Here is a 22,519-nt window from a genome sequence, read left to right as displayed (position 1 = left end):
ACGGCTAAAGTAATAAAAAATAATTAACGTCAGGTTAACGATTATCATATTATTTCCATTAATATTGATCAGCATTCCATACCTCAAAAAAATCACATAATTTAGCGGGAATATGTGCGATTTAAATTTCAAGCCTAAAGCTTTTCTGTTCGATCTGAACGGAACCATGATTGATGATATGGAGCATCATACCCTGGCCTGGTTCAGTATCATGACCGAAGATTTAGGTGCAAACCTGGATTATGCCAGTGTAAAAAAAGAAATGTATGGTAAAAACCACGAAGTGCTGGAACGCGTTTTTGGCAAAGGCAAGTTTAGTCCGTCAGAAATAGAAAGCCTTTCTGTAAACAAGGAAAAACGTTACCAGTCTGGTTATTTACCTCATCTGGCCCTGATTGACGGTTTGGATGATTTTTTAGCGCGGGCTAAAGCTGCACAGATATTGATGGCCATTGGCTCGGCAGCTATTCCTTTCAATATCGATTTTGTAGTGGATGGTTTAAACATCCGCCATTATTTTAGTTCGATTGTAAGTGCCGATGATGTGCAAAGGAGCAAACCCGATCCGGAAACCTTTCTGAAAGCGGCCGCAGCATTAAATGTATCACCTGCCGATTGCCTGGTTTTTGAAGATGCGCCTAAAGGTGTAGAATCAGCTTTGAATGCGGGTATGCAGTGCATCGTGTTAACCACTACACACGCTGCTGGAGAATTTGGCGGTTATTCCAATATTTTAGGCTATATTACCGATTACAACGATACCAAATTAAATCTGCTTTTTTGAAGATGGGAAAATACTTAAATCAGAAACCGGTATTAGTAGCTGTAGACTGCATTATTTTTGGTTACAACGGTGAACATCTTAAACTTTTGGTGATAAAAAGGGCCATTGAGCCCATAAAAGATCAATGGAGTTTAATGGGTGGTTTTATTGGCGAAAACGAAAACCTGGATGGCGCTGCCAAACGGATCCTCCTGGAACTTACCGGACTGCATGATGTATATTTAGAGCAGTTGCACGCTTATGGTAGTCCCGAGCGAGATCCGATTGAGCGTACGGTATCGGTCGTGTATTTTGCGCTGATCGATATTAATAAGTACAGCAAACAGATTAATGATCAGTACCATGCCGAGTGGTTTAAGGTTAAGGAAGTACCCGAACTGATTTTCGACCATAACGTAATGGTTCAGGCAGCGATGGATAAAATCCGTTATCAGGCAGCCCTCCACCCTGTTTTATTTGAGTTATTACCAAAACGTTTTACCATACCACAACTGCAGGCATTGTATGAACAAGTGTATGATACACCCATTGATAACCGGAATTTTATCCGTAAAATAACGGCCAGTGGTTTGCTCATCAAACAAAACGAGAAAGATAAATCAAGCTCAAGGCGTGGCGCTTTCTACTTTAAGCTCGACAAAAACAAACACAAGGCACAATTTCAGTCGTTTTTGAACTTTATACCCAAAACGGCGAAATAAAAATCTCGGTTTTATCGACCTTGATTTTTCGATCAGCTAATTTTAGTTAAAGAGATAAAAAATATTTTCATGCCTAGCGATTTTAAAATCAGGGGATTACAAACCGAGAACCTGATTTCAATGCCTGACATCAAAAACATTTTAAAAAATCATTTGCAAAGCAAGGATTAATCTCTATATTTGCACCTCCTTAAACAAAAGGAATGATTCCGTAGCTCAGCTGGTAGAGCATTACACTTTTAATGTAGTGGTCCTGGGTTCGAATCCCAGCGGGATCACAGAAACCTTCAAGCCTAAACCTTGGAGGTTTTTTGTTTTAGACGGCTGGGGTTCGAACAGAAGGGTCGGCCAGGTTCGATTCTGGAAGGCTCAGGATTATATGGGATTTTTGGGGATAGCTCTGCCGTAGCATCTTCAACTTGTTCTGGGCTTTTCTGTTTGGCCATCCATTCCTCGAACGTTTCACGGGGATTTAGAATTTCATCTACTTCGCTGATCAGCTCACTTAAGAACTTATCCCTGATCTTCAAAGTATCGTGCAGACTTTCCACAAACTCATCACCAATATAAATATCCTTGTAGTCTGATTGCAGGTTGTTAACGATAAACAAATAATCAAGTTGAATCGAAAATATGAAGTTACTTGGATATTCAGATTTAAGCTCACCGTAATGTTGGTGGAAATTTGTCCATATTAGTTTAAACCTTTCTTTTAATTTTTTGAGCTGTTCAAATTCTCTTTTTAAACTGGTGTCGTTAAGGGACAGCAGATCAATTAAAGCCATGTCTTTTAATACTCTTATTTCACTTTTATAGGTATACGAGTCATAAAAATGTGTTTCGTGAGCGAGGCTATAAGCTGGCTTGTCTCCATCTTGTTTTATTGGGCTTTTCAATTCGGCCTTAGTTACAATATGGAGGTTGAAAGTTTGTATTGTAGTTAAAAACTGAATTAAGCCGTTCATATTCTATAGATGCTTGTTAAATACTAAATTAGGTAATTTTTATTTTATGGCTTGGTAGGCTCGCCAGTTAGATCTGAAGAATAAAAGAAGTAATCGTCATAATCACGGAACTGCAATCTGCTAATAGTGATCGAAGACATTTAGTATACTGATTTCTGTAAAACCTGATGCGGGTTGCACGGCAGTTATTCATTAGTTTGAGCGTTACTGTTTCCCGTAAACTTATTGCTTTTCAAAGAGCTAACTTGCAAAGCTCCAATAAAAAAATACAAAAAAATTTTGATGGTAAGATTTTCTTACTAAATTTGTTTAAAAATCATACATTATGAAGACTCTTGCTATTGATGACATCGAAAAACAGGTTATTAAAGTAGTACAGGAAGCTGCTACACACATGAATGTTGCAATGAAGGTTGATTCAGCCTGTGCTCCCGGTTATGCGGGATTGACCAGTCAGGTATTGGTAACGGCAATGTGTCGATTGGAAGGGATTCTGGATATTGAAATCCCGGAAAATTGTTACATTTTCCACGATAACAATAGCCTTAGACAGTTATCAATTAGAGAAGCTTCAGAAAAATTATGGAAGGTGATAAACAAAGGAAAAAATGTTGGATAGAGAAAAAATAGCTTCTCGGCTTAAAGAAGCTCGGATGCTTTCAGGGCTTTCACAGGCACAGGCTGCCGTTAAGATGAATTTGCAACGGCCTGCAATTTCGGAAATTGAAGCGGGTAACAGGAAGGTAAGTGCAGAGGAGCTTATTCAGTTTGGTGATATTTACCGGGTTAACACAACTTGGTTATTAGGACAGGAAGCCACTGATGATACTGAAATGAATGAAGAATTTAAGTTTGCTGCCAGGGAACTTAGCAAATTGAGTCCCGAGGATGTAAAGAAACTGTTTGATGTATTAAAAATTCTACCCAAGTAAAGATGAATCCAAGTTTTATAGCTGCTGCAAAAAAAGCTGAGCGGATACGGATTAAGTTTTCCTATGATAGTTTCCAGCCGGTAAACGTATTTGATATCTGCCAGTCATTAGATCTGACTGTTCGTTTCATCGACATCAATATGGAAGGAATGTACATTAGCCAGAGTAGTGGAAAACATCCGACAGTCCTGATTTCCAGTAAAAGGCCGATGGCACGACGGGTTTACACTTGTGCACATGAGCTTGGTCATCACGTTTTCGGACATGGAAGCCGGATGGATATTTTGGCTGATCATACTTCGGGAAGCGGAATTTATAATAATGATGAGTGGCTTGCTGACACTTTTGCAGGTTTGCTATTAATGCCCATTGCTAGCATTATTGGGGAATTTAACTGCAGAAATTGGAAGCCGGAAACTGCTTCTCAAATGGATTATTATATTATTTCTTCTTTTTTTGGTGTAGGTTTTCAAACCTTGGTATCACATTGCAAAATCCACCGTATTGTTTCTGAACATCGGGCTGCTGAGTTATTAAAAACCTCACCTGCTAAGTTACTTGCCGGTATTAAGGGACTTCGTATTTTGCCAGCACCCTTTAAGGTAATTGATGGCATTAGTGCGCCCTCAATTATTGATTTGGAGACTTCTAATTATATTTTCTTGCCGGAGGATGTAAAGGTGGAGGGTAATCATATTCAGGAGTTGTGTAGCAGTAGCTTGGGAAAAGTATTTATGGCGAATAAGCCCGGTGTTTTAAGAATAAGTTCTGATAGGTTGGGTTTTGGCTCTTTTTTACGCATACAAAACATGGGGTATGTCGGACTCAGCGAAAACAGACATTTGGAAAATGATATAGATTGAATTTATGGAACCACTATTAATGAATAATAATAATCTTACCGGTGCATGGTGTGATGTTCTGGAACATTTTTGTAATCACTCTGGACTGGACATTAGTCCTTTGGTAATGAGTTTGACTGATTTTGATGAGTCACCTGAAGTCAGAACTGTGATTGAGCAATCGCTAAGGGCTAGTGGACTACCAGGTATTACAACAGTTGCAGAAACAATTTTTCCCCAATCGCTTTATATGATGTGTGAATTTGACAGGAAAGAATTGTATGCACAGTATATGAAAAATTATCCAAGAATTCGTCGTATAGATGCTGGAAATAACAGGGGAACTTATTTTCAGCGCCTGATCGCTTATCAGACAGGTGATAAGGAAGTAAACCAATTGGAAGTCATTATCAATTCCTTGCTGGATACGAAAGTAAAACGCAGGTCTAAACTCCAGGCTTCTATATTCGATCCTGGGAAAGACCATACTACCGGGATGTTCCAAAAGTTCCCATGTCTTCAGCACGTAACTTTTTATAAATCTGAAAAAGGAGGTTTAGTTTTGAATAGTTTTTATGCTGTACAGCATTTTTATAGGAGAGCATATGGAAATTGGCTCGGTCTAATCTATCTTGGGAAATTTATTGCTCAGGAAACAGGTCTAAATTTCGAACGGATGAATTGTTTCATTGGAGTGGAACATCTGGACGAAATTACCAAAACTGAGGCCTCAAAATTGTTAGCTGAAATTGATGTTGCTTGTTCATAGAGAAGCTATCTTTGCACCATGTTTAGTCAGAAAGAAATTAAGTTTGAAAAGGAGCGTAAGAAACCAAGCTCGTCCGGTATCCATATCCACAATGTTCTCTCTCCTGCGAAAGTAACTGAGGTGTATGACTCTTATTGGAAATTTGCAGCATTGAGACAGGAGGTTTTTTTTAAACGTGTTGATGCGAATCCGCTGCCATGGACGGATGATGTGATATTAAACAATTACAAGTTTACTAATGCTTACCGGGCTGCTGATCGGGTAAGTCAGTACTTGATAAAAGAAGTAATCTATAATCCGAAGTACCCCGATTCCCCTAAAGAAACACTTTTCAGGATTTTACTATTTAAATTGTTTAATAAAATAGAGACTTGGGAGCTTTTATTATCGGAATTTGATGTTCCTACATTTGAAGACTACAATTTTGAAGCCTATGATAAAATACTGCATCAGGCAATGGCAGCTAAAGAAAAAATTTATTCAGCAGCTTATATTATGCCCTCAGGCGGATCGTATTTTGGTTACCAGAAGAAACACACCAATCACCTGAAGTTGATTGAAATGATTATTGAAGAAGAAACACATGAGTCATTGATGAGCGCCAAAACCATGCAGCAGGCTTTTGAAGTGGTGAAACGATTTCCAGGTCTTGGTGATTTTTTAGCTTACCAGTTCCTTATTGATATTAATTATTCGAACATTATTGACTTTTCAGAGTCTTCATTTGTGGTGCCGGGTCCTGGTGCTCGGGGAGGCATCAGTAAATGTTTTGCTGATTTAGGTGGTCTGAATTATGTGGAGGCGATAAAATTAATGACTGATAGGCAACATAAGGAGTTTGAACGTTTAGATTTGGACTTTAAGAACTTGTGGGGAAGAGATCTGCAACTGATTGATTGTCAGAATCTTTTTTGCGAAGTCGATAAATACGCCAGAGTTAAACATCCTGACATCAAGGGGAATAGTGATAGGATAAAGATTAAACAAAAGTTTAAAGGAAATCCTAAACCTATAAATTACTGGTTCCCACCGAAATGGGGTATAAATGATAAAATAGCTAAAAATATTAAATAAAAAGTGATCAAATATGGCTTTTATAGGAAACACTTCATTAACGACACTACTAACAGGATCAGATCTAATCTCTGATTTTAATCCCAAAAGGATTAAAAATGGAGCTTATGAACTATCACTAGGCTCCCAGGTATTTCAAACTGATTCTTCGCCGAGAGCGGTAAAAGATTTAAAGGATGGTGAACAGATAGAGATTAAGCCTGGTCAATTCGCCCTTTTATTAACAAAAGAGTATATCAAAATACCAGAGGATAAAATTGCTTTTATTTCCATAAAAGCAGGTATAAAATTCAAGGGGTTAGTAAATGTTTCAGGCTTCCATGTTGACCCAGGGTATGAAGGGAAGTTATTGTTTTCGGTTTATAACGCGGGGCCATCCAATATCATTTTAAGCAGTGGCACAAACTATTTCCCCATGTGGTTTGCAGAAATCAATGAAAATCAAGACTATACAGGTAAACATGAAAAACAAACCAGAATACCAGATGATCCTGTAGAGGCATTAAGTCAGGGGGAATTGGCTTCGCCTAATGTATTGAGCAAAAGAATTGAAGAAAGTAACGCTGCTACCCATAAAAAAATTGAAGAAGTTAATTCTAATGTTGATAAAAGAATTAGTGTTCTTGAAAAAGATCAGAAAGCAAATAATTATATTGCAGTAACTGCAATCGGAATTGTTATTGCAATTTTGCTTAAATTTGCATTTGATTGGTATTTATTTGAAAAAGGATTAACTAAAGGTGCTGATATAAAAAATAAAGAGATAAAGGCGGATTCGATTATTAACTTGAGATTATCTGAAAAGAAGTTACTTCTAAAACAGATAGATAGTTTAAAGCGTATAAAATATGATTTACAGCAATCTAAAAAAAAGAATTGAAATGAGAGAGAAACATTTTTTTGATTCAGCTTTGGATGAGCGTGAGCAAATACCAAGACACTTTACTGTGAGCTTTGAGGAAGTAAATACATATGGAAAAGCTGAAGTTAAAGTTATAATCAATGATTCTTTGCAGCTAGGAGACATTATTAATGATAATGCTTATCAAAATGATTTTTATCGCTATCATGATATATTCCACTACTCTTTTGCTACTTTGCTTGGGTGGTCGCCATGTGCCAGGGCAATGATGAAGCGTAAACGAAAAAGCAATCAATTGATTGATGAAATCGAAGATGGTGCCAGGGCAACTATTACCGAAGAAGCATTATCAATGATAATTTTCAACGAGGCGAAACGAAAACTTTTCTTCGCAAAAGAGAAGAAGGTCTCCAAAACAACACTGAGAATCATTAAGGAAATGACAGAAAATTTCGAAGTCCGAACCAGAAGTTCAACCGATTGGGAGTTTGCAATTTTAAAATCATATGAAATCTTTAGATTGCTCATCGCTAATAATGGCGGGAGGGTTGATTTTGATATGATTAAGAAAGATATTAAATTTCATACGCTTAACTAAATATTTGCTCTTATGATAGTTAATATTGGTACCGATTCAGTGGATCATGAGTTGAATTCAAAAATGATTCAATGGGATGCATCAGAACGGTTGCCAAAAAGAATCTTTTCGAATGCTGAATTCGAATATTACTCATCCAGCAAGGATTCGATATTTTTGGCAGGTAGATTTGCCGCCAAGGAAGCTGTTTTGAAATGCTTAGGGACAGGGATGATCGATGGTTTATCTCTACGGGAAATTGATATAATTAAAACTCCAAACGGCCAACCTCAAATACGTTTATCCGGGAAAACTAAAATATTAGCAGATCAACTGTCCATTACTAAATGGCACATTTCTATTTCTCATTCTTCAAATTGCTCTACAGCCTTTGTTATAGCAGAAAGAGAATAATTAATATGCAGCTTATTAATCAAGGAAGGATTCCACACAATTAATGAGTAATTAAGATCGTTAGAAAATTATCTCGTATATGTTATTAAATATCAAGAGAAATTCTTATTTTTATATCATAGCAATTGCAACTAAAAAATACAATTAAAAAGGTGAGTGATTCGGTGAGTCGCTTTAAAAAACCTTACAGATAGCCTTTAAACGCTGAAAACTGAACGAAGTTCACATCCCAGCGGGATCACATCAGGAGACGATCAAAATTGATCGTCTCCTTTTTTATTTTCAGCATGCTATCCACCTGTTGCCCGGTACAAACCAATTAAAGCGGCATAAGAAGCCTGTTTGAGGTCTACCTGTTCCATTTCGGCGTTCAACACGCTGCTTTGGGCCACAATTACTTCCAGATAGCTGGCGTAACCTGCCAGGTAAAGATCGTTTGCGGTAGATACGGCCTTTTTTAATTCTGCTACTTCAATGGTTTTAAAACGATAGGCTTCCTTATAATTGTTCAGGGCGGCAAGCTGTCTGGTAATTTCCTGATAACCGTTGATCAGGCTTTTCTGATACTGGTAATAGGCATCCAGCTGGCTGGCGCTGGCCACCAGGTGTGCGTTTTTTAGTGTGGCCCTGTTCAGTACTGGTGCGGTAAGGCCGCCGACCAGCCCTGCGGCTAAAGATCCCGGAGAAAAAAGCAGTGGTAAACGGAAGGCATTGTAGCCTGCATAAGCATCAAGTGTTAAGCTGGGTAAGAATGCTTTTCTTGCCGCCGAAACATCGGCCTTTGCCGCTTTAAGCTGCTCTTCGGCCTCTTTTACATCCGGGCGGTTTAAAATGACTTCAGCAGGAAGTCCCACGTATACTTCCTTAGGAAGTGCTAAGGATATCAATGCCGTATCTCTGGGTATTTTTTTGGCAAATTGTCCCAATAGATTATTCAAATCATTTTCTACACTTCTGATCTGCTGCCTGATCTCAAACTGCTTGCCCATTGTGGCTGTTCGTTGGGCTTTAAACTGACTGACGGCCAGGGCCGTTGCCCGCCCGCCGGCCATCTGCGCTTCTACAGTTTCCAGTCCCTTATCCTGTAGCAGAATATTGCTTTTCAGAATCTGCAGGCGTTTATCCAGGGCGATCAGTTCATAATATAACGCTGCAACCTGACAGGTTAACTGGGTACGGTACCACTTTAATCCGCTGGCACTGGCCAGATACCGGTGATAGGCTGCTTCTTTTCTTTTGGATAATTTACCCCAGACGTCAATTTCCCAGCTGCTTCTAAAGCCGGCAAAATAATCGGGTACGGGACTGGGAATACGCTGATCGCGGCTAATGTTGCCTGAAAAATTGGTATCGTAATTACCTACCCCATCCATAGTATATTTTCCATAACGGTCCAGACCGGCACTGATGTTAGCCTGTACGCTGGGCAACAGCGCTGCTTTACTCAGTTTGAGGTTTGCACCTGCAATGAGCACCTTTTGCAATCCTGATTTTAAATCAAGGTTTTCTGCCAGGGCCAGGTTGATCAGGGTATCCAGCTCTTTTGATTTAAAAAAAGTATGCCAGCTCAAAGCCTTTTCCTGGCTGTGGGATAAAGTATCAAAACCACCCGGAAATGGTTTTAAGGATGGAACCGGAGTTTCCTTTATCGATGCACAAGAGGCTAACAGTAAAGAAAGAGCGAACATGTTGACTATGGCAGATGGAATGAATCTCTTCAATTTCATTTATTCAGATTTAGATAACTGTAGATTTTTATGTTGTTTTTTGGGTGCCATTAAGACATATAATCCGGGGATCAGGATCAGTCCGAACAGGGTTCCGATCAGCATTCCGCCAACAGCTGTCATCCCGATAGAACGGTTTCCGATGGCGCCTGCTCCCGAGGCTAAACAGAGCGGAATCAACCCGGCAATAAAGGCAAATGAAGTCATCAGGATGGGACGCAGACGTGATACGGCGCCAAGTTTAGCCGATTCCCATACCGATAAGCCGCTCTTTCGTTTTTGCTCTGCAAATTCAATGATCAGAATCGCATTTTTACCCAGCAAACCGATGAGCATCACCAGGGCCACCTGCGCGTAGATATTGTTTTCCAATCCGGCCAGCTTAAGCGTAAAAAAGGCGCCGGCAATACCCGCCGGGAGCGACAACAGAACGGGCAAGGGCAACAGAAAACTTTCGTACTGTGCGGCCAGCAGCAGATACACGAACAAGAGGCAAATGATAAAAATATAAATGGCCTGGTTTCCGGATAAGATTTCCTCGCGCGTGATACCCGACCACTCTATGGCATAACCTCTTGGTAATTTATGCAGGGCTGTTTCTTCCACTTTTTTAATGGCATCGCTGCTACTGAAACCCATGGCGGTTTCACCGGTGATCATGGCTGATGGATACATGTTGTACCGGTTAATCTGTTCCGGCCCATAAACCCTTTCCAGGGAAATAAAGGTGGAGTACGGAATCATTTCTCCCCTGTCGTTTTTTACATAAAGCTGTAAGAGATCTTCCGGCTTGCCACGATACTGCGGATAGGCCTGCACCATTACTTTGTACATTTGTCCGAACCGGATAAAGTTAGTGGCATAATAACTGCCCACGAGCGTTTGCAGCGTAGACATGGCATTATCAATCGATACCCCTTTTTGCGCAGCCATATCCTGATCGATATGGATCATATATTGCGGAAAGGTGGGGTCGAAACTGGTAAAAGCACCAGAAATGCTTTCACTGCCGTTCAGTTCTTTCAGAAAGTTTTGCGTTACCGAAGCGGTACGGGAGAGGTCTTCTCCTTTGTTCTTATCCAGAAGCCGCAACTCGAAACCACTGGCGTTTCCGAAGCCCGGTACAGTTGGGGGAGAAAAAAATTCAATGCTGGCATCGGCGATGTGACGGGTTTTATGCTTGAGCTCCCTGATCAGTTCGTCTACGCTTTCTTTCCTGGAGTCCCATGGACTCAGGTTAATCATGCCCATACCATAAGATGCACCCGTAATTTCACTCATCAGGCTATATCCCGCGAGTGTACTCACATTTTCTATCGCTTTAAAACCCTTGGTTACTTTCTGGATTTCATCCAGCACTTTCTCCGTACGTTCAACGGTAGAACCTGGAGGCGTGGTGACATTAATGTAAATCATACCCTGGTCTTCGGTTGGGATAAAACCTGAAGGTAGCATACTAATGCCCAGCCAGGTAGCAAGTATAGACAATACGAGTAAGATCAGGGTTACGGGTTTCTTTACCGTAATCCAGCTCACAATGGCGCCAAATCGATGTTCGGTTTTGTTATAGCCCGTATTGAATAAACTGAAACCTCTTTGCAGCCAACTCTTTTTAGGTGTTTTATCCGGTTCGTGTTTGAGCATCAGTGCACACAGGGCTGGTGTAAGCGTAAGCGCGTTTATCCCGGAGATCACAATGGAAACAGCCAGTGTAAGGGAGAACTGCCTGTAGAAAACACCCACCGGACCTGAAAGAAAGGCCACGGGTACGAAAACAGCCGACATTACCAGGGTGATCGCGACAATAGCACCGCTGATTTCTTTCATCGCGGCGATGGTAGCTTCCATAGGTGGCAGATGTTCTTCCGACATTTTTACGTGTACGGCCTCTACTACCACGATGGCATTATCAACGACAATTCCGATCGCCAGTACCAAAGCAAACAGGGTGAGCATGTTGATGGAGAAATCCATGGCCAGTAAAAAGGCCAGGGTGCTGATGAGTGCCACAGGTACGGCTAATGCCGGGATCAATGTGCTCCTGAAATCCTGAAGAAAAATAAAAACCACGATAAACACCAGGATGAAGGCCTCTACCAGCGTTCTCAGCACTTCATGAATACTGGCATCGAGAAAGCGGGAAACGTCGTAAGCGTAGTTATATTCCATGCCCGGCGGGAAGCTGGTGGCCTTAAGTTCAGCCATTTTATCTTTGATCTTTTTGATGACTTCGCTTGCATTTGATCCGGGACGTTGTTTGATCATGATGGATGCCGATGGTTTTCCGTCTGTTTTAGATACCATGTCATAACTTACCGTACCAAATTCCAGATCAGCGACATCTTTCAGGCGGATCAATGCACCATTACGCTCGGCTTTGATCACCATGTTTTCATACTGTTGTTTGTTGTTAAACTTACCACCGTACTTCAATACGTACTGACGTACTTCCCTACCCTTGCCTGAATTTTCTCCGGCCACACCCGGTGCAGCTTCAATATTCTGTTTACGCATCATGCCTACCACATCGTCTACAGAGAGGTGATAAGACTTCATGCGGTCTGGTTTGAGCCATACCCGCATGGCATAATCACGGGCTCCCATAATTTCTACGAAACCCACCCCGTCAATACGTTTGAGTTCCTGCAAAACATTGATATCGGCAAAATTATAAATGAACTCTTCGTTCATTTCCTGATCCGAACTGGTTAGGTTGAGGTAAAGTAACATGCTGTTCACCTCTTTTTCAGTGGTTACACCCGCCTTGATTACTTCCTCAGGAAGTTCATCCAGAACCGTAGTTACCCTGTTTTGTACATTCACGGCGGCCTGGTCCGGATCGGTTCCGACGTTGAAGAAAACCTGTACAAGCGTAACGCCGTTATTACTGCTCACAGAGTTCATGTATGTCATACCGGGAACGCCGTTGATAGCCCTTTCAAGCGGAGTAGCTACCGCCTTGGCACAAACCTCTGCATTGGCACCATTATAATTTGCAGTAACCACCACCGAAGGCGGTACAATATCCGGAAATTGGGTGATGGGTAATTTGAAAAGGGCAAGGGCACCCAGTAAAATTAAAATCAAAGAGATGACCAGCGAAAGCACAGGTCTTCTGATAAATGTTTCTACCATTATGATTGTATTGCAAAGCCAGTCTCATCAGCAATGAAACGGCTCATAAAAATGAAATTGATTATTTACTGGCCAACAGCTTCCTGAAAGAGGTGTAAACGGGCTTGATGGCGGTTCCATCACGCAGCTCCTGCACGCCCTGGTACACGATAACTTCCCCAGCCTTCAATCCGGAACCGATAACGTAAAAGCCAGACAGGCTGAGCTTGGGCACAAAGCTTCGCATTTTAACCCGATTGTTGTTTCCAAGTACAAAAACATAACTTTTATCCTGGATTTCAAAAACCGACTGTTGAGGGATGAGTAAGCTTCCCTTTAAAGCCGAAACCAATCTTACTTTTCCGGATACGCCATGTTTGAGGATATGATTCGGATTTTCAAATATGGCACGAAAGGCAATGGAACCGGTATTTTCGGCAAAGGCATTTTCATGTGTCTGGATCTTACCTTTCAATGGATACTGACTACCATCCGAAAGAATAAGGCTTACTTCCTTATCTACATCAAAACGGCCCTTACCTTTACGCACAAACTGCAGGTATTCATTTTCTGATACATCAAAATAGGCGTACATCCTGCGGCTGTCTGATAGCGTAGTTAATAACGATCCTTCTTCTACCAGACTGCCCGGTTTGAGGGGCAATCTATCAATACGTCCGGAAAAAGGTGCCCGCACCCTGGCATAGGTTAGTTTTTGGTTGGCGTCTTCAATTAAAGAACGCGCGGTTTTGATGCTGGCCTCAGCTTCAGCTTTCCGGGCTTCGCCTAAAGAAAGTTCAGAAGGTGAAATGACCTTTTTTTCAACCAGGGTTCTGATCCTTTCCAGTTCTACTTCAGCAATACGTGCTGCTGAAACAGCACTTGCCAGATTGGCTTTTGCTTTGTTCAGCGCAATGTTATATTCCTTATCACTCAATTGAAAAAGCAACTGACCTTTGCTCACCTCCTGCCCTTCATCTACCAATACTTTATCGATAAACCCATGCATTCTGGAACGCAATTCCACATGCTGTACGGATTGAATATCTGCCACGTAATCGGTAGAAAGGGAAGTATCCTGTGGCTGGATCTTCATTACCGGAATTTCTGCAAGGTCTGCTGTATTGTTTTTTGCGCCGCCGCCCGAACATGCCTGTATTGCCATGCATAGCGCAGCCCATGCCATTATATTAAATTTCATTTTGTGTGTTTGTGTTTAAACCTGCCGGGAAAAAGCGATTCCGGCCATATCCGTTAAAATGTTCAGCCTAAGGCTGCTTAAAAACAATTAACCGGCGTTAGAAACAAGCCAAACGATAAAGAAAGGTGTGCAGTACAGACGAGAAAAAAGGGGTCTGGTAAATTGCTACAGAAAGCGGGATGATATAATCTTTAAGGCGTTCTTTCCGGAAGCATTCCAAACGAATGCCGGAGTCTGGAATATGTTTATATCTTTTTCTGTACTTACTAAGGGGCGCTTTAACTATAAAATGCTGAAAAGCGTGATGATCATTGCCGGTATCGAAAATATCTGAAACTTTCTCCCCTACTGTTTCCAGGTGATCGTTCAGTGTATCCGTTAATTGCGGGGCAGAAACCAAAAACATGGCCAGCAGGAAAGAGAAGCAGAAAAAGCTTCCGCATAAAAATCCGAGACGACGATATGTGTTTTTGTATAGTGTAACCATCTTTACAATCCACACAAAAATATAAAATACCAGGTAATCAGGCCAAAGTCGATTGTAACGGATTGGATACAAAACAAAGACTCAATCCGTAACGCCACGCTGTTTTTGATAAATGGCTGAACAAAACGGTTGTGTTAGCAAAGAGGTACCAAAAAAATACTCATTTTCGGTGAAGATTAGGACTTCGTCCCTGATCAATGATCAGGCAGTTCTTTAATTTTTTTTTAAAAGTGACATCATCTGGTTAATGCAGTAAAATTTAGTTTGTTGTAGATAACGACATGGAAAGGTGATCCGAAGGTGCTTCTCCAAAGTGATTGGTATACCATTCAACCAGTTTCTCCGATTTAAACCGGCTGTTTCCATTTACCCCCCTTATGAATCTTTTGGCAGATTTGGTTCCGTCTTCTCCATTCATGGCCTGGCAAATTACATAGTCGACTATAATTTTATCTTCAGGTTTAGGCCCTTTATAAGATAAGATTGCCCCGTCTTTTCCAATAATAAAGGGTGCAGGATCGTTAATTTTCGAAATATTTCTGAACTCAGCTGATGAAGCATTATTAACCAGCCTGTTCGTATTTGATGTGCTGTCTGAACCCATATCAAGTTTGGCAAAAGCCACGTCGGGATACTTGGCAAAACGTTCCTTTAACAATAAGTACGATTTTTCTTGCTGTGCAGACAGTTTTTTATCTTTCCAAACATATAGATAAACTGTTTTTCCCTGGTACAAATCACCAAAAGTTTGAAGTTTTCCTTTCGGATCTGTAATTTGTATTTCAGAAATATGCGTACTCGTATAGTCGTTATAATTTTTAACCACGAATTTAGCAATGCCCTTCACCATCATGGTACAAGAACTGGTAAGAATACAAAAGAATAAGATAAGAAGGTAAATTGATTTTTTCATGTGTAGAATGCCTTGATGCTATAAGTATTGTTGATTAAGTATGTAGCAAAGACGACAATGAACTCATTAAGGTTGCATCACTATTTCTTTTTTTTAAGGGCCTTTACCGAGCTTAGGGAAGTATCGAAACAGCTTAAAATGTTTGAAAATATCCTAGAGTTATCATTTACAGGCTTCAATATGATCGTATTGGTTGGTGTTTTAATGCCCGACATCAATTACTGATGCAGAAAATGAGCAATCTGTGGTTCTCGACCCTATGCTGTGCCGCCATTCCTTATCGCTCCGAAAGAAAATCTTTGTAACCATATAAACCATTGCTTAAATCGGATGCTACTGCTTCTGCCCCTTAGAGCCAAGGGTTTATGCACCTTACAAACTTTAATATGAAATACTGCCAAAGCTACATAGCCCAGGCTGGAGCGTTACCCTGCAGCAACGAGGTACGAGGCGGCAAAGCGTATAAGCAAAAGACGGGAACACGCTACCCTCTTAGCAGAGCCCTTGCGCTCAAATAAAGCTTAAATTATCTGTCACGTTTACCGATTTGTACCCAATAAACATAAATCATTCCTCAGGATTGACAATTTCTATCTGTTATAAAACCTCAATTATCAGTACTTCAACGTTACTTAGTACTTATTTCTACCTTCCCGCCATTTTTAAACAGATCATGAGAGATGAAATATCCATTGCTGATTTGTCCGTTTACTTTGATCTGGTTAATTCCTCTTCCTTTACCCGGTTTAGTGATCGTTAAAAGTTTGCCGGTATTCGTTTTCCATTTTATCTCATCGAAAAGCGGGGCCGTAACAATATAATTCGGATCAGTTGCAGAGAACGGATATAGGCCTAAGGCACTAAATACATACCATGCAGACATTTCGCCGGCATCGTCCATTCCGGAAAGGGCCAAACCCTCCTCTCCGATCCCATAAAGTTCGTTTAAGATTTTGTCGATAATCTTTTGCGATTTTTCCGGTTTGCCGATAAAAGTATAAGCAAAGGGTGCTTCATGATCGGGCTGGTTGCCCTGGCAATACTGTCCGATCATGGTTTCTACATTGCGGGCAATATATTTCGGGTTCCAGGGTAGCGTAAATAAAGAATCCAGTTTAGATTCAAAACCTTCTGCACCACCATATAGCTCAATTAATCCTGGCATATCATGCGGAGCATAAAACGAAACCTGCCAGGCATTAGCCTCTCTGTACATATATTCGTAATATGGGTACTGAGGGTTAAAAGGTTTAATCCAGTCGCCATTCTCCAATCTGCCCCTCATAAAGCGGGTAGCCGGATCAAATACGTTCTTATAATTTTTCGAACGCGTCATCAGCGTGTGGTAATTACTGCTATCACCTAATTTGTTAGCGATTTGGGCCAGCGAATAATCATCATAAGCATACTCGAGCGTTTTGGAAACACCAGCCTTGGCCTTGGTTTCCACATGAGGATTTTTAACATCAGGGTCTGAGATATACCCTTTTTCGATATATTCTTTTACAAACGGGCGGGCACCACCATCTACATTGGCATTACGCAATAAAATCTGGTAAGTACCTTTAATATCAAAATCATCGATTCCCCTTAAATATGCGCCCGCAATAGAAGAAGCACCATGGTCGCCATGAAAAAACGTCGGGATAAAACCCGTTTTATCGCCCACATCTTTCATTGATTTAATGACATCTAACGTTACTTTTGGTGTAATCAAGCCTAAAAGCACATCTTTATTCCGGTAGGTGTCCCAAAGTGATGGTTCTGTATAATAATTGAAATCGCTTTTTACCACATTGCGTTTTGCATCTCTAAACTCACCGTTAACATCACTACGCAAAGCCGGCCATAAAAAAGATCTGTACAGGCAGGAATACAACAGCTGTTTTTGCTTTTCCGTTCCGCCCTTCACCTGGATGTTCGATAAGAGCGTTTCCCATTTTTCTGTTGCTTCCTTGCGGATCTGCGTAAAAGTTTTATTGCCAATTTCTTTCTCCAGATTTTCTTTGGCATTGGCGATACTCACAAATGATAACCCGATTTTAAGTTCCACAGGTCCTTTACTCCCATCAGCGAGGTGAACGATGGCATAACCTGAACGTTTGCCGGCATCAGTGATGTCAAGTTTATCAATCTTTCCATTCACTACCGCATAAAAATATATATTTTCACCACCTTGAAACCCCTGTATGGCCGACGAACCAGCTTGTTCAATATTCCAGGTATTCACGCTACTATTGGCTTTCCCCATACTCAACAGGATCTGCCTATCAATATTATTTTGGTAGGTGTATTCGTGAAAACCGCATCTTAACGTTGAAGTCAGTCTCACATTTACCTGATAGTCATCTAAATACACCTGGTAGAAACCAGGGGCCGCACTTTCCCTTTTGTGTGAAAACTTTGAACCAAATTTACCTTTTGGGTTGGATAGAGGTAAGATGGGAATATTACATAAATTCCAATGTCCTTTGTTGGTGTGCGCAAAACCATAAATGGTATCGTCTTCATATTCGTAGCCCGCGCCTGAACCAAATTCCGTAACCGGACTCAATTGTACCATGGCATTTGGCAGGGAGCTCCCCGGAAAAGTTAAACCTGCCCACGATCGCCAGCCTTCAGGTAATTCATAACCCAATACTTTAGGATCGGTTAAGGGCGCTGTACCAATAAAGGTATTGACATATGTTGTTAATTTGGTTTGGGCTTGAGATTGGTGCAGCATCGCAACACTAATAATTAAGAGAATAGTTAAGGATTTGGTTAGCGATTTCATTTACATAAAACGTTTTAGTATCACATCAAATATATTAAATCTATCATGCATGTCCATAACCTAACATAATAGTTACCGATAAATTATAAGGAGTTCGGCGTACAACATGATTAAATAGCTATTTTATCTATCTTTGGGTTACACACTAATCAAATTATCAGCATGCTTTTATATTTTAGGCGAGACCTATTTCGGATCATATTATCCTGTTTGTTTTCTTTCTGTTTTGCCTCACAGCTTCCCGCTCAAACCAAAGAAAATTCTGCATTTACCCTGTGGGATAATAAACCGGCACAGCAATGGATGACTGAGGCCTACCCTATTGGGAATGGCCGCATTGGCGGGATGATTTTTGGCGGAGTTGATCAGGAACACATCCAGTTTAACGATAATTCGCTGTGGACCGGTGATGAAAACGACCGGGGAATGTATCAGGCCTTTGGCGATCTGTTTATCGATTTCAATCATAAAGATCAGCAATCTACCAACTACCGTCGAAAACTGGATATTACTAATGCGTTACATACCATTAATTATACCCAAAACAGCATCCAGTTTAAACGTGAATATTTTTGCAGTTTTCCGGATAAAGTGATGGTGCTGCGTTTTACGGCGAATCGGAAAAAAGCTTACTCAGCCATTATTGGATTAAAAGATGCGCATCAGGGTACAATTACAACCGGTGGAAATACCATTCAGCTAAGCGGTAAACTTCCAAACGGTATGACGTATCAGGCTACAGCTGTGGTTCATATAGAAAATGGAAAGCTGGAAGCAGTTAAAGACGGCGGGCAGGAAAAATTAAAAGTAACGGGTGCTGATGCCATTACCCTTATTTTTACGGCAGCAACCAATTACATCAATAAACGCGGAGAAAACTGGAAAGGTGAGGAACCAGCACCTAAAATTGAACGAATTTTAAGTGCTGTTAAGGCTAAAAGTTACGATAAATTGTTAAAAACACATATCGATGATTATGGCCATTTATATAATCAGCTTTCCTTAAGTCTGGGCAAGAGTAATACCGATAGCCAAAAATTGCCAACTTACCAAAGGCTGATCAATTATAAAAAAACTTCCGATCCGGAACTCGAAGCCCTGATTTTTCAGTATGGCCGGTATCTGTTGATCAGTTCATCAAGGCCAGGTGGCTTACCGGCCAACCTGCAGGGCCTTTGGAACGAAAGCAATACCCCACCCTGGGGCAGCGATTACCACTCCAACATCAATATCCAGATGAATTACTGGCTGGCAGAGCCGACCAATCTTTCGGAATGCGTAATCCCATACTTAGATTACATCAACAGCATGCGCGAGGTGAGTGCCATGCATACCCGCAAGCAGTATCCAAATACCAGAGGCTGGACGGTTAGAACCGAAAACAATATTTTTGGCGGCATGAGCTTTCTATGGAATACGCCTGGCAGCGCCTGGTACGCACAAGCCCTGTGGGAACATTATGCCTTTACAAAAGACAAAAATTATTTAAAGAATTTCGCTTATCCGATCATCAAAGAAATCTCTGAATTTTGGGATGATCATTTAAAAAGGAGACCTGATGGAACACTGGTATCGCCAATGGGCTGGTCGCCGGAACACGGACCAACCGAAGATGGAGTAACACACGATCAACAAATTGTATTTGATCTGTTTACCAACTATATTGAAGCAGCAGAAGTTTTAGGCATTGATTCCGATTATAAAAAACACATTGCCGATTTAAAAGCACATTTATTAAAACCTAAAATCGGAAAATGGGGTCAGCTGCAGGAATGGGAAACCGATCGTGATGACCCAAATGACCAGCACAGGCACATTTCTCATCTCTTTGGTTTACATCCCGGCAGAGAGATCAGCACCATCAAAACGCCAGAACTGGCAAAGGCTGCCAGGGTAACTTTAACAGCCCGCGGGGATGAATCAACGGGATGGTCAATGGCCTGGAAAATGAATTTCTGGGCGAGATTACAGGATGGAAACCATGCCTATAAAATTTTACAAAATTTTATTACGCCCGTTGGCGGCTCCGGTACTGATTACAATAAAGGAGGTGGGATTTATGCCAATCTATTCTGCGCGCACCCACCCTTTCAAATTGACGGGAACTTTGGCTACACAGCTGGTGTTTCGGAAATGTTGTTACAAAGCCAGGCTGGAGAATTGCAACTGCTACCTGCCCTGCCTGATCAATGGGCCGAGGGAAGCGTTCAGGGTTTAAGGGCTCGTGGAAACTTCGAAATCACAAACCTGCAATGGCAAAATGGTAAAGTAGCGGCCTTGTCTATCAAATCCTTATCCGGCGAAAAATGCGTGGTAAGAAGCCCTAATCAGCTGAAAGGAAATGCAAAAGGTATTACCGAAGAAACATCTGGCAAAGATTTCAGGTATAGCTTTAACACTCAGGCCGGCAAAATATATCAATTTAAAAAAGCTGCATAGAATAATGGTTCGGTGTTCTTGATTCAAGTGTTACTAATTCGATATTGGGTCATTTTCATATCAATTAAACATTTATCGTGAGCTGATCGTTTATTTCTAAATTAATAATCATGAATACATCCAATAAATTATTAACAGAGCATAATGCTAAGGTTGTTGTACTGGATTTTATCCATGCTTTAAATGCTGAAAATTTTGAAATGGCCAGAGCTAAACTTCATGATCATATGGCTTTTAGAGGCGTTATGGGCGAAAGAAATGGAGCCGATATTTATATCGAAGACATGGAGAAAATGAAATTCAAATACGATATTAAAAAGGTCTTTGTAGATGAGGAAGAAGTTTGCCTGTGGTATGATATCAACATGGGATCGAAAACGATTTTTGCCTGTGGCTGGTACAAAATTGCCGACGGGAAGATTACCTCCTTTCAGGTACTGTTCGATCCGAGACCAGTTTTATAAGCAGGATGGAAACCACAATGCGCGCTTTAAGATTGCCTCGGGCAATTAGCGTGACAATAGTTATAAAGAATCCGTAAACGACAAACCCGGATAACTAACAGACCTGCTTAAGTTTCTTTACTATGATGTGGCTACTCTCCAACTGAAAAAGAAACATTAAAAACTCATCAGTTTCACTGATGTTGATACTTTTTATGGTATCGGTTTGACCATCTGCTTTTTTTATAGCATCACCTGCTTTCAGTTCCAAAAGCGTAGAAGTGGGCAAGCTATCACTTAAAATTGTCATCTGTAAAAGGTATATGTAAGGTAAACGATGTATTTACCGATGTAGAAGAAACCTTCAGTGTACCGTTGTGGGCATTGGCAATCTCTGATGCAATATATAAACCCAGGCCGAGGCCTTTTTGATTAGGTTCTACCTCACCTCTGGAAAAAGGCTGAAATAAACGTTCCATAGCAGCATCCGGAATTTGTTTGCCCTGATTGATTACACAAAGATTAAATTCTTTTTCGTTGCTAAAGGCAGTGATTTCAACAGTAGAGTCTGATGGAGAATAATTTAAAGCATTAGCCAGTAAATTAGAAAAAAGCTGCGCCACCCTCTTCCCGTCAGCATGAACAGGGTGATCAAAACTAAAACTCACGCTGATATTCCTCAACGGCCAAATCGCCTGCAATTCTTCTACCACCTGGAGCAGCAGCTTCTCTAAATCTTCGTCGGCTGTTCTGCTAAGTGTAATTCCCCCGCCTAAACGCCCGCTGGCAAAATCGAGCATATTTTCAATCAAACCATTCATTCTGAATGACGAATCGCTTATAATTTTGGTAATGCGACCCGTACGTTCGTCTAAATTTAAACGCGATAACAGCTGCGCACTACTCGAAATCGCATTTAAAGGATTACGTAAATCGTGACCCAAAATAGCAATAAACTGATCTCTTAAAACAGCTATTTCCTGTTCTTTTTTTAATTCTTTTTCTGTTTTAGCAAGTTCTTCCAGCGCATCTAAATGAAAGGCAATCAAGTCAGCAAACATGGTAAACATCCCCCTGACAGTTGCATTTTTTAATTTAGCAGGCTTAGGATCAATGGCACAAAGTGTACCGAAAAACGTACCATTTTTTAAGATGATGGGTACTGAAATATAGCTTTGAAAACCATACATTAACGGTGTATGATGATGTGCGAAATCGGGATCTTCCGCTACATGATCAATGATAACGGCCTGTCTATGCTGTCTGATCTCATTACAGATGGTCGTCTCAAGTTTAAGCTCACCTCCAACAGCTAATCCGAAATTTATTTCATCCCGAACCGCGCAGGCCGTCCATGTATCTGATGTTACCCTGGCCACCGCCGAAAAACCCATTCCCGTAGTTCTACAAACAATTTCTAAAATATGCGCGACTGCAGGAATCTTATTTATGGATTCGATGTCGCTATGGATGCTATTATTAAAATTTTGCAATACTAA

The 22,519-nt window shown here is 40.8% G+C and carries 21 protein-coding genes and 1 tRNA gene; 13 read left to right on the top strand and 9 right to left on the bottom strand.

Features of this window, described 5'->3' with window-relative positions:
• Window positions 1-112: 112 nt before the first annotated feature.
• From ACK1I8_RS08260 to ACK1I8_RS08250, 3 genes are all read left to right on the top strand, one after another.
• Window positions 113-784 (top strand): HAD family hydrolase, encoded by a 672-nt coding sequence (locus tag ACK1I8_RS08260; RefSeq protein WP_412468859.1) that lies wholly within the window; start codon window positions 113-115, stop codon window positions 782-784.
• A gap of 2 nt (window positions 785-786) precedes the next feature.
• The gene (locus tag ACK1I8_RS08255) at window positions 787-1,485 is read left to right on the top strand and encodes an NUDIX hydrolase (protein WP_412468858.1); all 699 of its coding nucleotides are present in this window, start codon (window positions 787-789) and stop codon (window positions 1,483-1,485) included.
• Window positions 1,486-1,690: 205 nt separating this feature from the next.
• A tRNA-Lys gene (locus ACK1I8_RS08250) sits at window positions 1,691-1,763 on the top strand.
• Window positions 1,764-1,778: 15 nt separating this feature from the next.
• Here the strand turns inward: ACK1I8_RS08250 and ACK1I8_RS08245 are convergent.
• Window positions 1,779-2,450, bottom strand: a complete 672-nt coding sequence (locus tag ACK1I8_RS08245) for a hypothetical protein (protein ID WP_412468857.1) — start codon at window positions 2,448-2,450, stop codon at window positions 1,779-1,781.
• A 325-nt stretch (window positions 2,451-2,775) separates the two neighbouring features.
• On the opposite strand from ACK1I8_RS08245, the gene ACK1I8_RS08240 reads away from it, so the two are divergent.
• Genes ACK1I8_RS08240 through acpS form a run of 8 tightly spaced genes read left to right on the top strand, consistent with a single transcriptional unit; the run spans window position 2,776 to window position 7,920 of the window.
• On the top strand, window positions 2,776-3,069 hold the full coding sequence (locus ACK1I8_RS08240) for a hypothetical protein (protein ID WP_412468856.1): 294 nt from the start codon (window positions 2,776-2,778) through the stop codon (window positions 3,067-3,069).
• Window positions 3,059-3,382, top strand: coding sequence for a helix-turn-helix domain-containing protein (locus ACK1I8_RS08235; RefSeq protein WP_412468855.1), 324 nt, complete (start codon window positions 3,059-3,061; stop codon window positions 3,380-3,382). Before ACK1I8_RS08240 ends, ACK1I8_RS08235 begins: the two co-directional genes overlap by 11 nt.
• 2 nt (window positions 3,383-3,384) lie before the next feature.
• A complete protein-coding gene (locus ACK1I8_RS08230; protein ID WP_412468854.1) occupies window positions 3,385-4,245 on the top strand; it encodes an ImmA/IrrE family metallo-endopeptidase in 861 nt (286 codons plus the stop codon).
• Between the two features lie 4 nt (window positions 4,246-4,249).
• On the top strand, window positions 4,250-4,993 hold the full coding sequence (locus ACK1I8_RS08225; protein WP_412468853.1) for a hypothetical protein: 744 nt from the start codon (window positions 4,250-4,252) through the stop codon (window positions 4,991-4,993).
• Window positions 4,994-5,011: 18 nt separating this feature from the next.
• Window positions 5,012-6,067 (top strand): nucleotide kinase domain-containing protein, encoded by a 1,056-nt coding sequence (locus ACK1I8_RS08220; RefSeq protein WP_412468852.1) that lies wholly within the window; start codon window positions 5,012-5,014, stop codon window positions 6,065-6,067.
• A 13-nt stretch (window positions 6,068-6,080) separates the two neighbouring features.
• Window positions 6,081-6,947 carry a dCTP deaminase domain-containing protein gene (locus ACK1I8_RS08215; protein WP_412468851.1) on the top strand — a complete coding sequence of 289 codons (867 nt, stop codon included), beginning with the start codon at window positions 6,081-6,083 and terminating at the stop codon, window positions 6,945-6,947.
• Entirely contained in the window at window positions 6,916-7,527 is a 612-nt protein-coding gene (locus ACK1I8_RS08210) for a hypothetical protein (RefSeq protein ID WP_412468850.1), read from the top strand. Before ACK1I8_RS08215 ends, ACK1I8_RS08210 begins: the two co-directional genes overlap by 32 nt.
• Before the next feature lie 12 nt (window positions 7,528-7,539).
• Window positions 7,540-7,920, top strand: a complete 381-nt coding sequence (gene acpS / locus ACK1I8_RS08205; protein WP_412468849.1) for a holo-ACP synthase — start codon at window positions 7,540-7,542, stop codon at window positions 7,918-7,920.
• Between the two features lie 290 nt (window positions 7,921-8,210).
• Here the strand turns inward: acpS and ACK1I8_RS08200 are convergent, their stop codons facing one another.
• From ACK1I8_RS08200 to ACK1I8_RS08175, 6 genes are all read right to left on the bottom strand, one after another.
• Window positions 8,211-9,647, bottom strand: a complete 1,437-nt coding sequence (locus ACK1I8_RS08200) for a TolC family protein (RefSeq protein WP_412468848.1) — start codon at window positions 9,645-9,647, stop codon at window positions 8,211-8,213.
• Window positions 9,648-12,782 carry an efflux RND transporter permease subunit gene (locus tag ACK1I8_RS08195; RefSeq protein ID WP_412468847.1) on the bottom strand — a complete coding sequence of 1,045 codons (3,135 nt, stop codon included), beginning with the start codon at window positions 12,780-12,782 and terminating at the stop codon, window positions 9,648-9,650.
• 61 nt (window positions 12,783-12,843) lie between these two features.
• Window positions 12,844-13,962 carry an efflux RND transporter periplasmic adaptor subunit gene (locus ACK1I8_RS08190; protein ID WP_412468846.1) on the bottom strand — a complete coding sequence of 373 codons (1,119 nt, stop codon included), beginning with the start codon at window positions 13,960-13,962 and terminating at the stop codon, window positions 12,844-12,846.
• A gap of 97 nt (window positions 13,963-14,059) precedes the next feature.
• Entirely contained in the window at window positions 14,060-14,449 is a 390-nt protein-coding gene (locus tag ACK1I8_RS08185; RefSeq protein ID WP_412468845.1) for a hypothetical protein, read from the bottom strand.
• A gap of 259 nt (window positions 14,450-14,708) precedes the next feature.
• Window positions 14,709-15,362: a hypothetical protein gene (locus ACK1I8_RS08180; RefSeq protein WP_412468844.1), complete on the bottom strand. Its 654-nt coding sequence runs from the start codon at window positions 15,360-15,362 to the stop codon at window positions 14,709-14,711.
• Between the two features lie 628 nt (window positions 15,363-15,990).
• Entirely contained in the window at window positions 15,991-18,138 is a 2,148-nt protein-coding gene (locus ACK1I8_RS08175; protein WP_412468843.1) for a GH92 family glycosyl hydrolase, read from the bottom strand.
• A 162-nt stretch (window positions 18,139-18,300) separates the two neighbouring features.
• On the opposite strand from ACK1I8_RS08175, the gene ACK1I8_RS08170 reads away from it, so the two are divergent.
• Both ACK1I8_RS08170 and ACK1I8_RS08165 read left to right on the top strand, forming a co-directional pair.
• Entirely contained in the window at window positions 18,301-20,577 is a 2,277-nt protein-coding gene (locus tag ACK1I8_RS08170) for a glycosyl hydrolase family 95 catalytic domain-containing protein (RefSeq protein ID WP_412468842.1), read from the top strand.
• A 110-nt stretch (window positions 20,578-20,687) separates the two neighbouring features.
• Complete coding sequence (locus tag ACK1I8_RS08165; RefSeq protein ID WP_412468841.1) at window positions 20,688-21,041, top strand: nuclear transport factor 2 family protein; 354 nt, start codon at window positions 20,688-20,690, stop codon at window positions 21,039-21,041.
• Between the two features lie 94 nt (window positions 21,042-21,135).
• Here ACK1I8_RS08165 and ACK1I8_RS08160 read toward each other — a convergent pair whose 3' ends face one another.
• A complete protein-coding gene (locus ACK1I8_RS08160; protein WP_412468840.1) occupies window positions 21,136-21,330 on the bottom strand; it encodes a hypothetical protein in 195 nt (64 codons plus the stop codon).
• On the bottom strand, window positions 21,314-22,513 hold the full coding sequence (locus tag ACK1I8_RS08155; RefSeq protein ID WP_412468839.1) for an ATP-binding protein: 1,200 nt from the start codon (window positions 22,511-22,513) through the stop codon (window positions 21,314-21,316). The genes ACK1I8_RS08160 and ACK1I8_RS08155 overlap by 17 nt, the downstream gene beginning before the upstream one ends.
• Window positions 22,514-22,519 lie beyond the last annotated feature (6 nt).

Origin of the sequence: Pedobacter sp. KLB.chiD (assembly GCF_047040275.1) — a bacterium.
Lineage (GTDB): Bacteria > Bacteroidota > Bacteroidia > Sphingobacteriales > Sphingobacteriaceae > Pedobacter.
The sequence above is the reverse complement of the archived record's forward strand: the minus strand, read 5'-3'. Positions and strand labels throughout refer to the sequence as shown.